We start from the raw sequence: 13,361 nt of genomic DNA on the forward strand, positions 1-13,361 counted from the left end.
GCGCTGCGGGCGCTGCATAAGCTCACTGAATAATTCGAGGGTCGTCCGATCAGCAAAAGCCCGCGAAAATTGCCAACAGCTTTTCCACAGCTTGTTCAAATAATGCTCAGCGCTCGACGGTGCTTTTGATCAAAAATCAACCAGAAGGTGCAACACTACGATTCATCGGGGCGAGCGACGTCGGACCACAGGTTATCCACAGGCGGTTCCACGGCGATTGGGGAGAAGCGTCAGGCGTCCAGGGACTCGGCCTGGATACGCCCCCGGCTGAGGTCGCTGAGCAGCCGCTGCAGGGCATCCACCTGGGCGGTGGGCAGGTTCAGCGTCAGGCGTACGCCACTGGCGCCAAAGGCCTCGTCCTCGATGGCAGCGCCCAGGCTCAGCAGTCGCGCCTTGAACAGCGCGTGCTCGGCGAAACTGCACTCGAAGGCCAGCCGGCTGCTGGGCACCAACTCCACGCGCGGCGCGTCCTGCAGGCATTTCGCTGCGCAGCCGCCATAGGCACGGGCGAGGCCGCCGGTGCCGAGCTTGATGCCGCCGAACCAGCGACTGACCATGACCACCACGCGGTCCATGTCCTGCCCCTCGATGGCCACCAGCATCGGCCGGCCGGCGGTGCCACCGGGCTCGCCGTCGTCACTGAAGCGGTACTGGTTGCCCAGCTTCCACGCCCAGCAGTTGTGCCCGGCGCTGGCGTCGCGGTGTGCGGCGAGGAAGGCCTGCGCCTCGGCCTCGCTGGCAATCGGCGCGGCGACGCAGTGGAAGCGGCTCTTGCGGATGTCTTCCTCGTACTGGGCGGGGGCGGCGAGGGTGAAACTCATGCAGTCGCCGGCGGCGTCAGCCCGCAGCCCTTGAGGATGATGCGGATGAGATTGTCGCTGGCGTTGCCGAAGTCCTGCTTGGACATGCGCTTGCGGCCGGTGACGAAGGCGATCTGGGTGGCGAAGTCGGCGTAGTGCTGGGTGCTGCTCCAGATCAGGAAGATCAGGTTCACCGGGTCGACCGGGTCCATCTTGCCGGCGTCGATCCAGGCCTGGAACACCGCGGCGCGGCCGGCGAACCAGGTGCGGTAGTCCTGGCTGAAGTGCTCGGTCAGGCATTCGCCGCCGCTGATGATCTCCATGGCGAACACCCGCGAGGCCTGCGGGTAGCGGCGGGAGAACTCCATCTTGGCGCGGATGTAGGCGGCCAGTGCGACGGCCGGGTCGTCGTCCACGGTGAGGTGGTTGAAGGTGCTGTCCCACAGGTCGAGGATGTTGCTCAGCACCGCCACGTACAGCCCCAGCTTGTTGCTGAAGTAGTAGTGCAGGTTGGCCTTGGGCAGGCCGACGCGCAGGGCGATGGTGTTCATGCTGGTGCCCTTGAAGCCGTGACGGGCGAATTCCTCCTCGGCGGCGGCGAGGATCGCGACTTCGTTCTTCTGGCGAATGCGGCCAGCGGGCTTTTCACCGTTCTGGGCAGTATGGGCGGGCACTTGGAGAGTCATGTGGCGGGTCCACGTCTACGGGGGGCGCAGCATGGATAACCCAGGCGGGGCGGGCGATTCAAGCGCTCGCCGGAGAAAATGAGTGGCAATGCGCCACGAGGGAACGCGGACCCCGCCGCCTGGCGGGGTCCGGCGAGCCGTCAGAAGTGGTACTTGACCAGTGCGCTCATGGTGTTCTGGTCGGTGGTGAAGTACTGGGAATCCTTGATGCCGTACTTGTCGGACCAGTAGTCGTACTCGATACCCACGTACAGGTGCTTGGCCTCGTAGCCCATGGCCTTGCCCAGGTCGTACTTGATCTGCGGGTTGAAGTGCAGGTTGGCGTGGTAGTCCGACTGGTTCGGGTGGCCGGAGCTGGCGTCCTTGTTGTTCACGACCCAGTCCATGAAGCCGTCGAACAGGATGTCGGAGTTGCCCACCGGGAAGGTGATGGCCCAGGCCGGGGTGATCTGCCAGGCGCCGGACGGCACGCGGTCGCCATCGGGCTTGCGGTAGTAGAAGTTCAGCTGGAAGTAGTCGAAGCCGGGCAGGGCCAGGTCGAAGCCCGGGCCGAGCAGGTAGGACTCGACGTCGCCTTCGCCGAACTCGTAGGTGCTGGCCAGCAGCACGTCCTTGACCGGGCCGAAGGACAGGTCGGTGCCGGTGATCTTGCCGAAGGACAGACGCGGGCTGAACTCGCCGTAGTAGCTGTTCTTGCCGTTTACCGGGCTTTCCTTGCCGTTGTAGTTGATCTGGTCGACGAAGAACCAGATGTCGCCCCAGGTCCAGGCGCTCGCGCTCTCGAGGGTGAAGGTCTGCTGGATCGGCGGATCGACCTTGTAGTTCTTGCCCCACAGGTAGGACAGGCTTTCGTTGTGCCAGATCAGCGGGCCGTCGTCGACGACCGCGCCGGGGGTCAGGTCTTCACCGCCAGCCATGGCCTGGCCGGCCGCCAGCAACCCGCTGGCGAACAGCAGGGATGCGAGAGTGCGAGTCATGCGTTGCTCCTAAATCAGTGCAGTCGAATTACGTTTTTAGTTGTCAGCGGAACCTGTCCGGAAAGTCAGGTCTGGCCTGGAAAAGCAAGATTGGAGCCAAACCTGACCAGGTGTTCCATTTTTCTTCCGGATCGAAGAACGATCCGTACGTTTTGCGTGACCCCGGCCCGGGTGGCGGACAGTCGCCGACCGGCTCTGGATGGGCAGATTTTCTGACCCGCCAGACAACTTTTGCCGAATTCAGGGCAGCATCACGCCATTCGGCTGAGGCTTTTACGGTTCCCGGGGAGAAAATTGGATACATGGCAATTCTGTGTTGAATCGAATCATTTCGAATTGTGTATACAAGTCTTCTGTGGGAAATCTACACAATCCCCCGTGGGAAGCGTCACGCGTTTTTTCGGGCGCGAATAATGCCAGAGGCAGCCGCGCGCCACACCTGCGGATTGCACCGGACCGCCGGGCGGTTGTGCTACCAGACCGCGATATGCGCGTCGGTGCGGGGCTCGGTGCCACCGCAGAGAACGCCGCTCACCGGGTCGCGCAGGACGATCTGACCACGGCCGTAGGTGGTCAGGTCGTGGGCCACTTCGATGTGATGGCCGCGACGTGTCAGCACCGCTGCCAGGCTGCGCGGCGCGTGGTATTCGATGCCCACGCGCTTGTCCCCCAGCCATTGCCAGCGCGGCGCATCGAGGGCGGCCTGGGGGTTCAGGCCGAAATCCACCAGGTTCATCACCATCTGCACGTGCCCCTGCGGCTGCATGTAGGCACCCATCACGCCGAACGGGCCGAGCGGCACGCCGTCCCTGCTGAGGAAGCCGGGGATGATGGTGTGGAAGGTCTTCTTGCCCGGTTGCAGGGCGTTGACGTGGCGGGCGTCGAGGCTGAACTCGGCGCCACGGTTCTGCAACGCGATGCCGGTGCCGGGCACCACCACGCCGGAGCCGAAGCCGTGGTAGTTGCTCTGGATGAACGAGACCATGTTGCCCTCGCCGTCGGCGCAGGCCAGGTACACGGTGCCGCCGGATCTGGGCTTGCCCGGGTGCGGCTCCAGCGCCCGCGCACCGATCAACTCGCGGCGCCTGGCGGCGTAGTCGTCGCTGAGCAGGTCGGCCACGCTGACGCGCATGCAGTCCGGCTGGCCGATATAGGCGCGGCCATCGGCGTAGGCGAGCTTCATCGCCTCCAGCTGGCGGTGCCAGGTTTCCGGGCTGTCGCGGTCGCCGAAGTCGAAGCCCTTGAGGATGTTCAGCGCCATCAGGGCCACCAGGCCCTGGCCGGCGGGCGGGATCTCCCAGACGTCGTAGCCCCGGTAGTTCAGCGAGATCGGCTCGACCCACTGCGGCTGGTAGGCGGCCAGGTCATCGGCGCGCAGGTAGCCGCCGCTGCGCTCGGCGTGGGCGGCGATGGTGCGCGCCAGCTCGCCGCGGTAGAAGCTTTCGCACTGGCTTTCGGCGAGGGCCTGCAGGGTGTCAGCCTGGGCCGGGTTGGCGAAGAGTTCGCCGGCGAACGGCGCGCGGCCATCGAGGAGGAATTCGTCGAACCAGGCCTGCAACTCGGGATGCTGCGCCAGCGCCGCGCGGAACTTGTCCAGGCCGCTCTGCCAGAGGCCGGCAATCACCGGCGACACCGGGAAGCCGTCGCGCGCCAGCTCGATGGCCGGCGCCAGCAGCTCGGCGAACGGCAGGCGACCGAAGCGCCGCGACAGCTCGGCCCAGGCCGCCGGGCAGCCCGGCACGGTCACCGGAGTCCAGCCGTACAGCGGCATCTTCGCATGGCCGGCGTCCTGCACCGCCTCGATGGAGAGTTTCTGCGGCGCCTGGCCGCTGGCGTCCAGGCCATGGAGCCGGTCCTTCACCCAGACCAGGGCGAAGGCGTCACCGCCGATGCCGCAGCCGGTGGGTTCGACCACCGTCAGCGCCGCCGCCGTGGCGATGGCTGCGTCGATGGCGTTGCCGCCGCGCCTGAGCATGTCCAGCCCCACCTGCGCGGCCAGCGGCTGCGAAGTGGCGACCATCCCGCGGCGGCCGAAGACCAGCGAGCGCTGCGAGGGATAGGGGTACTCCTGGGCGGAAAAACTGAGCATCGGCGTCCTCCGGATACGGCTTGAGACGGCAGGGTAGCCCTGCCAGACTTCGTCAGCTAGCGACATACCTTCAAGATATACCGATGAAAGGACAAGCTCCCGAACTGCAGCGCCTGATCCCGGTGCTCGAACGCCTGCCGCGGCCGGTCTACGCCCGCGCCGAACGCCTGCGCGCCGGTTCCTGGACCAGCCGCCACCACCACGCCTGGGTGCAGCTGTCCTACGCCATCACCGGGGTACTCGGGGTGCACACCGCCGAGGGCAGCTTCTTCGCCCCGCCGCAGCGGGCGATCTGGATTCCGGCCTATCTCGAGCATGAGGTAGTGACCTCGACCCAGGCCGAGATGCGCAGCCTGTACATCCGCGACGACGCCTGTGCCTGGGCGCCGGACCGCTGCCGGGTGCTGGAGGTGACGCCGCTGGCCCGCGAGCTGATCAAGAGCTTCTGCGAGCTGCCGGTGGATTATCCCCAGGGCGACAGCCCCGAATCGCGACTGGTGGAGGTGCTGCTGGACCAGCTGCGCACCCTGCCGGAAGTCGCCTTCTCCCTGCCGATGCCGCAGGAAGGCCGGCTGCTGCAGCTGTGCCAGACGCTGATCGACCACCCCACCGACAACCAGACCCTGGGCGACTGGGCGCAGCGCATCGGCACCTCGGAGAAGACCCTGTCGCGGCTGTTCCAGCGCGAGACCGGGATGACCTTCCGCCTTTGGCGCCAGCGCCAGCGCCTGCTCGCCTCCCTCGGCTCGCTGGAGGCCGGCGACAGCGTGACAGCGGCGGCGCTGGATTGCGGGTATGACTCGACCTCGGCGTACATCGCGTCGTTCAAGGGGTTGTTCGGGTTTACGCCGGGGGATTTGTTCCGACAGAGGTAGTCTGTGCCGGCGGATGTCGATCGCGGACGGAGTCCGCTCCTACCCAACGCCCGTCCCCGCGTAGGAGCGGACTCCGTCCGCGATTGGCCAACCCCATACCGAAGCCACGCCGGAGCACCTTGTGTAGGAGCGCGCCATGCGCGCGATCGCGGGCATGGCCCGCTCCTACGAGATATATCTGCGCTCAGGTTGGCCCTCACCCTAACCCTCTCCCAGGGGGAGAGGGGACCGTTCGACGCAGGATGAAACCTTGGTGTCAGTCGGCTCGGACTGCTCCCTCTCCCTGAGGGAGAGGGCTGGGGTGAGGGGGATGCATTGGCACGGCCCCCCAGAAGGAGACAGTTGCTCCTACAGGGAAATGCCGGCGCCGTGATCGGCGGATTTCCGCTCACCACCCGCATCCATCGGCGCTCCTTCGCCTGCCCGCGCCCCTCCATGAATCGCTGAAACCCTTCTGCCACGCGGCTTTCCCGCCTTGGCACGCTGCCTGCTATCGCCCTCGACACTGCGCCGCCCTCGCGGCGCGCCGGCGTGCCGTTCCGTAGTCCGCACGCCTGACGACAACAACGACAAGAGGAATACCCATGGATAGCGCAAGCGCCGTCTCCGCTTCTGCCGCACCCCGTACGACTTCCCAGCGCATCAAGTCGATCTTCAGCGGTTCGGTGGGCAACCTGGTCGAGTGGTACGACTGGTATGTCTACGCCGCCTTCTCGCTGTACTTCGCCAAGGCCTTCTTCCCCCAGGGCGACATGACCGCCCAGCTGCTGAACACCGCCGCGATCTTCGCCGTGGGCTTCCTGATGCGCCCGATCGGCGGCTGGCTGATGGGTATCTATGCCGACCGCAAGGGCCGCAAGGCGGCGCTGCTGGCCTCGGTGCTGCTGATGTGCTTCGGCTCGCTGATCATCGCCCTGACCCCCAGCTATGAAACCATCGGCGTCGGCGCGCCCATCCTGCTGGTGCTCGCGCGCCTGCTGCAGGGCCTGTCGGTCGGCGGCGAATATGGCACCTCGGCCACCTACCTGAGCGAGATGGCCAACAAGGATCAGCGCGGCTTCTTCTCCAGCTTCCAGTACGTGACCCTGATCTCCGGCCAGCTCATCGCCCTGGCAGTGCTGATCGTGCTGCAGCAGACCCTGACCACCGAGCAGCTGGAAAGCTGGGGCTGGCGCGTGCCCTTCTTCATCGGCGCGCTGTGCGCGGTAGTGGCCATGTTCCTGCGTCGCGGCATGGAAGAGACCGAGTCCTTCACCAGGAAGAAGGAAGAGCCCAAGGAGAGCCTGATCCGCGCCCTGCTGCGCCATCCGAAGGAAGTGCTCACTGTGGTCGGCCTGACCATGGGCGGCACCCTGGCCTTCTACACCTACACCACCTACATGCAGAAGTACCTGGTGAACACGGTGGGGATGAGCAAGACCGACTCCACCATGATCTCGGCGGCCACCCTGTTCCTGTTCATGCTGCTGCAGCCCATCGTCGGCGCGCTGTCGGACAAGATCGGCCGTCGCCCGATCCTGATCGCCTTCGGCGTGCTGGGCACCGTCTTCACCTACCCGATCCTCAGCACCCTGCACAGCATCGACACCTGGTGGGGCGCGTTCTTCCTGATCATGGCCGCGCTGGTCATCGTCAGCGGCTACACCTCGATCAACGCCGTGGTGAAGGCCGAGCTGTTCCCCACCGAGATCCGCGCCCTGGGCGTGGGCCTGCCGTACGCGCTGACCGTGTCCATCTTCGGCGGCACCGCCGAGTACGTGGCGCTGTGGTTCAAGAGCATCGGCATGGAAAGCGGCTTCTACTGGTACGTCACCGCGTGCATCGCCTGCTCGCTGCTGGTCTACGTGACCATGAAGGACACCCAGAAGCACTCGAAGATCACCACCGACTGATTGGGCTGCTTGCCCAGGCCCCGGCGCACACTCTCCGGGGCGTTTTATCCACAAGGCCCGGCGCAATGCCGGGCCTTGTCGTTTCGGGCTCCAGCTCGGCAGAGGGTTCGGCTGTTTTTTGTAGAATCAGCTTCCGGAGAAACCGTCAGGCGCCCTTGTTATGCTCGCCTTCATCTTCCCCGGCGAAGGCCCTCCATGAACCTTCCGCAAATTCCCCTCGGCCCGCTGCAAGCCCGCGAACTGCGCGGCGCGCACGGCGGCCCCTTCGATCTCGATCTCGCGCCCGGCCACTGCACGGTACTCAGCGGGCCGTCGGGCATCGGCAAGAGTCTGCTGCTACGCATGCTCGCCGATCTGGACCCGAACCAGGGTCGGGTCAGCCTCGCCGGGGTCAGCCGCGAGAGCCTGCCGGCCGGCACCTGGCGGCGCCTGGTCACTTATGTTGCAGCCGAGTCCGGCTGGTGGGAGGACAGCGTCGCCGCGCACTTCGCCGACCTCGATGCCGTGCGTCCGTTGCTGCCGCAGGTGAACCTCGACCCGACGCTGTTGCAGGCCCAGGTGATGCAACTGTCCACTGGTGAGCGCCAGCGCCTGGCGCTGCTCCGTGCGGTGGTGCAGAAGCCGCGCTTCCTGCTGCTCGACGAGCCCACGGCGGCGCTCGACCCGGCCAGCCGGGACGGCGTCGAACAGCTGCTCGGACGCCTGCTGGCCGATGGCATGGGCCTGCTGCTGGTCAGCCACGACGGCGAGCAGGCGCGCCGCCTGGGGGATGTGCGACTTCTGCTCGACCAGCAGGGCCTGCATGAGGTGACGGCATGACACCGATCCAGCTGAACCTGCCGGAACTGGCCCTCGCGGCCCTGCTGATCGTTGCCGCCGCCGCGCTGTCCTGGGCGTTGCGCCTGGGCCTGCAGCGCACGCTGCTGGTCTCCGCCGTGCGCCTGGTGGTGCAGTTGGTGCTGGTGGGGTTGTTCCTGCGTCAGGTGTTCGCCCTCTCCTCGCCCTGGCTGACCGCCCTGGTGGTGGCGGGCATGCTCGGTGCCGCCACCTTCGAGGTCGGCTCGCGGCAGCGGCGCCGCCTCGCCGGTTTCTGGCACCTGGGCATCGGTGGCGGCACGGTGGGCGTCGCCACCCTCGGCATCGCCCTGTTCGCCCTCTCCAGCAGCCTGCGCCCGCAGCCCTGGTACGACGCGCGCCACGCCATCCCCCTGGTGGGCATCATCCTCGGCACGGCGATGAACGCCGGCAGCCTGGCGCTGAACCAGGTGTTCGCCAGCGTCACCCGCGAGCGCGCCGCCATCGAGGCGCGCCTGGCGCTGGGGGCCGACCGCTACACCGCCCTCGGCGGCGTGATGCGGCGGGCGCTCTACAACGGGCTGATCCCCACGCTGAACCAGATGGCCGCCGCCGGCATCATCACCCTGCCGGGCATCATGACCGGGCAGATACTCGCCGGCATGGACCCGCTGGACGCCGCGCGCTACCAGATCCTGCTGATGTTCCTGCTGGCCGCTGCCGGTTTCGCTACCGCACTCGGCGCGGTCTGGCTGTCGGCCTGGCGGCTCACCGACGAGCGCGACCGCCTGCGCCTCGACCGCCTGCGCGCGGAGAACTGAGACTATGCTGGAGGCCCGCCAACGCCACCGGAGAGCGCCATGAACACTGCAAAATCCGCCCTGATCATCGGCGCCTCGCGCGGCCTCGGCCTGGGGCTGGTGCGTGAGCTGCTGGAGCGCGGCTGGGACGTCACCGCCACCGTGCGCGACGCCGCCCACCCCGGCGACCTGGCCGGCCTGCCGCTGCGCATCGAATCGCTGCTGCTGGACGACATCCACTCCCAGGACCGCCTCGCCGAAACCCTGGCCGGCGCGCACTACGACCTCGTGTTCATCAACGCCGGCATCTACGGCCCAGCGCACCAGTCCGCCATCGACGCCACGCTGGCCGAGGTCGGCCAGCTGTTCATGGTCAACGCCGTGGCGCCGCTGCGCCTGGCCGAGCGCCTGCTGCCGCGCCTGGATGGCGAGCAAGGCGTATTGGCCTTCATGACCTCGGAGCTGGGCAGCGTCGCCGGCAACGAATCCGGCGGCATGGCGCTGTACCGGGCGAGCAAGGCGGCGCTCAATTCGCTGACTCGCAGCTTCGTCGCCGAACTGGGCGAAACCGGCATCACCGTGCTCAACCTGCATCCGGGCTGGGTGCGCACCGACATGGGCGGCGAAGCCGCGCCGCTGGACGTGCACACCAGCGTGAAAGGCCTTGTCGAGCAGATCGAAAGCCACGCCGGGCGCGGCGGCCAGTTCTACCTGGACTACCAGGGGACGACGATCGACTGGTGACGAACCGCCCCGGCGGGGTTACCATGCGCCCACGTCTGACCTGTGGGTCAACGAACCTGGATCAGCAGACAGGGTGAACACTGAGCTGGCTCTCTCAATACAGGAGCCGGCTCGCCTCACGCGGCAGCTCCGCCCAACGAGGAATCACTCATGCCTTCCACCCGCCTCTGGCTGCGCAACCCCCTCGCCGTATTCACTGCCAACGATCAGGACGCCCGTGGCGGCATCGTCGTGCAGGACGGCCGCATCGTCGAACTGGTCGCTGCCGGCCAGCAGCCTTCCACTCCCTGCGAACAGACCTTCGATGCCAGCCAGCACGTGCTGACGCCCGGCCTGATCAACACCCACCACCACTTCTACCAGACCCTGACCCGCGCCTGGGCGCCGGTGGTGAACCAGCCGCTGTTCCCCTGGCTGAAGACCCTCTACCCGGTGTGGGCACGCCTGACCCCCGACCAACTGGCGGTGGCGACCAAGGTCGCCCTGGCCGAACTGCTGCTCTCCGGCTGCACCACCGCCGCCGACCACCACTACCTGTTCCCCGACGGCCTTGAGCAGGCCATCGACGTGCAGGCCGGCGTGGTCAACGAGCTGGGCATGCGCGCCATGCTCACCCGTGGCTCGATGAGCCTGGGCGAGGCCGACGGCGGCCTGCCGCCGCAGCAGACGGTACAGAGCGCCGAGGCCATCCTCGACGACAGCCAGCGCCTGATCCGCGACTACCACCAGCGCGGCGAAGGCGCCCAGGTGCAGATCGCCCTGGCGCCCTGCTCGCCCTTCTCGGTCACCCCGGAAATCATGCGCGCCAGCGCCGAGCTGGCCGAGCGCGAAGACGTGCGCCTGCACACCCACCTGGCGGAAACCCTGGACGAGGAAGACTTCTGCCTGCAGCGCTTCGGCCAGCGCACCGTGGATTACCTGGACAGCGTCGGCTGGCTCGGCCCGCGCACCTGGCTGGCCCACGGCATCCACTTCAACGACGAGGAAATCCGCCGCCTGGGCGAAGCCGGCACCGGCGTGTGCCACTGCCCCAGCTCGAACATGCGCCTGGCCTCGGGCATCTGCCCGACCGTGGCCCTGGAAGAAGCCGGCGCACCGGTGGGCATCGGCGTGGACGGCTCGGCCTCCAACGACGCCTCGAACATGATCCTCGAAGCCCGCCAGGCCCTGTACATCCAGCGCCTGCGCTACGGCGCCGAGAAGATCACCCCGGAACGCGCGCTGGGCTGGGCGACCAGGGGCTCGGCCAAGCTCATCGGCCGCAGCGACATCGGTGAACTGGCGGTGGGCAAGCAGGCCGACCTCGCGCTGTTCAAACTCGACGAACTGCGCTTCTCCGGCAGCCACGATCCGCTCTCCGCGCTGCTGCTGTGCGGCGCCGACAAGGCCGACCGGATCATGATCGGCGGCACCTGGCGGGTCATCGACGGCGAAGTCGAAGGCCTCGACCTCAAGCGCCTGATCGCCGACCACACCCAGGCCGCGCGCAAGCTGCTCGGCACCCTGTAAGCGGTAGATGGTGAGGCGCGGCGGAACGGCTGGCGGATGGGGCGCCGGCCGTTCCCCCGCGCCTCATTGCTCTTTCAGAGCCCGTTCACGATCTCGCGAGCTAGAGCAGAACAAGGCAAAAACAGGCGAGGACGCGGAGTTTACGAGCAGTAAATGAGCAGTCCGAGCCTGTTTTTAACGCAGTTATGCCGACGCGCAGCAGATCGTGAGCTGGCTCTTAGAACGGGCGGCTGCCACCCAGGCTTATACGCTTGAGCCGCCGCCGTTCACTGGCCGGGAACGCGTTGCGCGCATGCAGCGTGGCCTGGTTGTCCCACCAGACGATATCGCCCACTTCCCACTTGTGCGTGTAGCTCAGCTCCGGCCGCTGCAGGTGCTCGCGCAACCGCTCGATCAGCGCCGCGCCCTGCTGCGGATCGTGGCCGGGAATTTCCACCTCGGTGTGCACCGAGAGGAACAGCACGCGCTTGCCGCTTTCCGGATGGGTGCGCACCAGCGGGTGCTCGGTGCCCTGGATCGGCTCGATGTCCGGCGTGCGGTAGCGCACGAAGCCGCCGTTGTAGCCGCCGTTCTTCAGGCGGATGAACGGGTTGTAGTTGATCAGCCGCAGCGGATCGATCTCGGCGCGGGTCGCTTCGTCCAGCGTCTCGTAGGCACGGGCCAGGTTGGTGAACAGGGTTTCGCCGCCGGTCTTCGGCACCTCCAGCGCGTAGAGGAAGGAGCCGGAGGACGGCACTGGCGTCCACTGGTGATCGACATGGGCTGGCAGGGCGAAATTGCCCAGCTCGCCGTCGCCGGTATTGGCCACCTTGACGATGTCCGGCGCCTTGCCGTCGGTGCCGGAGGACAGCACCGGCACGTCCGCCGGCGGCTGGAATACGGCGCCGAACAGGGTGGCGAAGCGCAGGTACTGCTCATCGTCCAGGTCCTGGTTCTTGAAGATCAGGATGTGATGGTCGCGGTGGGCCTGCTTGATCGCCAGGACCTGCTCCGGGGTCAGCGGCTCGCGGGCGTCCAGGCCACGTACTTCGGCGCCCAGCGGGGCGTCGAGGGGGACGATGGCGAAGGGTTCGGGGGTGGATTGCTTGAGGGCGGTGGATTGGGTCATGTCGAGAATCCTGAGTTGGCGGCCTCCCTCACCCCCGCCCTGGCTAGGCACCCTGCTCCTGTGGGAGAGGGGGCAGTCCGATGCAGCGGGTTATCCCGTCGCACCGATCCACTGGGAGAGGGCGGAGGTGAGGGGCTCTGGGGAAAAGGTCAAACCTTCTTGATCGTCCGGCTACGCTGCCCGTCGACACCCACCGGCACATCGCCGGCCAGGGTCACGCGGCGCACGATGCGCGGCTGGGTGCCGTAGTCGTCCACGGCGTAGTGCTGGGTCGCGCGGTTGTCCCAGATGGCCACGTCGCCCGGCTGCCAGCGCCAGCGCACGGTGTTCTCCAGGCGGGTGACATGGCTTTGCAACACCGCGAAGAGGTGCGCCGAGTCATGCTGCGTCAGACCCTTCAGGCGTTTGACGAAGTGCCCGAGCAGCAGGGTCTTCTCGCCGCTGACCGGGTGTACGCGCACCACCGGGTGCTCGGTCTCGTAGAGGGTGGAGGTGAACACCTTGCGGTACTCCTCCAGGCGCACCGGGTCGGCGTTGGGGCGGATGCCGGCGTAGTCGTATTCGTTGCTGTGCACCGCCCAGAGCGAATCGGCCAGGGCCTTGAGCTCCGGCGTCAGGTCGTCGTAGGCGGTCGCCGTATTGGCCCAGACGGTGTCGCCGCCGGCCTCGGGCGCCTCCAGGTTGCGCAGGATCGAAGCCTTGGGATAGGCGTCGACGAAGGTCACGTCGGTGTGCCAGGAATTGGCGCGGCGGCCCTGGGCGCCGTCCAGCTCCAGCAGGTAATGGGTGCCCTCGTGCACCGGCACCGTGGGGTGCGCCACCGGCTCGCCGAGCAGTTGGGCGAAGGCTTCGTGGCCGGCGTCGTCGAGCTGGGTCTGGCCCCGGAAGAAGATCACCTTGTGCTTCACCAGGGCGGCCTGGATCGCCTCGACGGTGGCGGCGTCGAGATTGCCGGAGAGGGTCACGCCACGGATTTCGGCGCCGATGCGGCCGGCCACCGGATGGATGTCGAGTTCGATGCCCTGTTGCGGAATGACTTGTGCTGCGTTGCTCATGTCGAAGTCCTCTTACTGTGGCAATGAACCG

At 67.1% G+C, this 13,361-nt stretch carries 12 protein-coding genes; 6 read left to right on the forward strand and 6 right to left on the reverse strand.

Features of this window, described 5'->3' with window-relative positions; translation table 11 throughout:
- Positions 1 to 230 precede the first annotated feature (230 nt).
- From ACQ5BL_RS17615 to ACQ5BL_RS17630, 4 genes are all read right to left on the reverse strand, one after another.
- On the reverse strand, positions 231 to 821 hold the full coding sequence (locus ACQ5BL_RS17615; protein WP_243808615.1) for an IMPACT family protein: 591 nt from the start codon (positions 819 to 821) through the stop codon (positions 231 to 233).
- Positions 818 to 1,486 (reverse strand): TetR/AcrR family transcriptional regulator, encoded by a 669-nt coding sequence (locus ACQ5BL_RS17620; protein ID WP_243808614.1) that lies wholly within the window; start codon positions 1,484 to 1,486, stop codon positions 818 to 820. Before ACQ5BL_RS17620 ends, ACQ5BL_RS17615 begins: the two co-directional genes overlap by 4 nt.
- Positions 1,487 to 1,626: 140 nt before the next feature.
- On the reverse strand, positions 1,627 to 2,463 hold the full coding sequence (locus ACQ5BL_RS17625) for an outer membrane protein OmpK (RefSeq protein ID WP_243808613.1): 837 nt from the start codon (positions 2,461 to 2,463) through the stop codon (positions 1,627 to 1,629).
- Between the two features lie 472 nt (positions 2,464 to 2,935).
- Positions 2,936 to 4,552, reverse strand: a complete 1,617-nt coding sequence (locus ACQ5BL_RS17630; protein ID WP_430293199.1) for a gamma-glutamyltransferase family protein — start codon at positions 4,550 to 4,552, stop codon at positions 2,936 to 2,938.
- Between the two features lie 77 nt (positions 4,553 to 4,629).
- Between ACQ5BL_RS17630 and ACQ5BL_RS17635 the strand changes: the two genes are divergently transcribed.
- The 6 genes from ACQ5BL_RS17635 to ACQ5BL_RS17660 all read left to right on the forward strand — a co-directional run bounded on the left by ACQ5BL_RS17635 (position 4,630) and on the right by ACQ5BL_RS17660 (position 11,167).
- A complete protein-coding gene (locus ACQ5BL_RS17635) occupies positions 4,630 to 5,427 on the forward strand; it encodes an AraC family transcriptional regulator (protein ID WP_243808697.1) in 798 nt (265 codons plus the stop codon).
- A 584-nt stretch (positions 5,428 to 6,011) separates the two neighbouring features.
- Positions 6,012 to 7,319, forward strand: a complete 1,308-nt coding sequence (locus tag ACQ5BL_RS17640) for an MFS transporter (RefSeq protein ID WP_243808611.1) — start codon at positions 6,012 to 6,014, stop codon at positions 7,317 to 7,319.
- 195 nt (positions 7,320 to 7,514) lie between these two features.
- Complete coding sequence (locus ACQ5BL_RS17645) at positions 7,515 to 8,138, forward strand: ABC transporter ATP-binding protein (protein ID WP_243808610.1); 624 nt, start codon at positions 7,515 to 7,517, stop codon at positions 8,136 to 8,138.
- Positions 8,135 to 8,935 (forward strand): ABC transporter permease, encoded by an 801-nt coding sequence (locus ACQ5BL_RS17650; RefSeq protein ID WP_243808609.1) that lies wholly within the window; start codon positions 8,135 to 8,137, stop codon positions 8,933 to 8,935. Before ACQ5BL_RS17645 ends, ACQ5BL_RS17650 begins: the two co-directional genes overlap by 4 nt.
- 39 nt (positions 8,936 to 8,974) lie before the next feature.
- The gene (locus ACQ5BL_RS17655) at positions 8,975 to 9,658 is read left to right on the forward strand and encodes an SDR family oxidoreductase (RefSeq protein WP_243808608.1); all 684 of its coding nucleotides are present in this window, start codon (positions 8,975 to 8,977) and stop codon (positions 9,656 to 9,658) included.
- Positions 9,659 to 9,808: 150 nt separating this feature from the next.
- Positions 9,809 to 11,167: an 8-oxoguanine deaminase gene (locus tag ACQ5BL_RS17660; protein ID WP_243808607.1), complete on the forward strand. Its 1,359-nt coding sequence runs from the start codon at positions 9,809 to 9,811 to the stop codon at positions 11,165 to 11,167.
- Between the two features lie 217 nt (positions 11,168 to 11,384).
- Here ACQ5BL_RS17660 and ACQ5BL_RS17665 read toward each other — a convergent pair whose 3' ends face one another.
- Entirely contained in the window at positions 11,385 to 12,275 is an 891-nt protein-coding gene (locus tag ACQ5BL_RS17665) for a TauD/TfdA dioxygenase family protein (protein WP_243808606.1), read from the reverse strand.
- A 149-nt stretch (positions 12,276 to 12,424) separates the two neighbouring features.
- Positions 12,425 to 13,330, reverse strand: coding sequence for a TauD/TfdA dioxygenase family protein (locus tag ACQ5BL_RS17670; RefSeq protein WP_243808605.1), 906 nt, complete (start codon positions 13,328 to 13,330; stop codon positions 12,425 to 12,427).
- Between the last annotated feature and the right edge of the window lie 31 nt (positions 13,331 to 13,361).

The organism is Pseudomonas sp. B1-22, assembly GCF_050474425.1.
In the GTDB taxonomy this organism is placed as follows: Bacteria; Pseudomonadota; Gammaproteobacteria; order Pseudomonadales; family Pseudomonadaceae; genus Pseudomonas.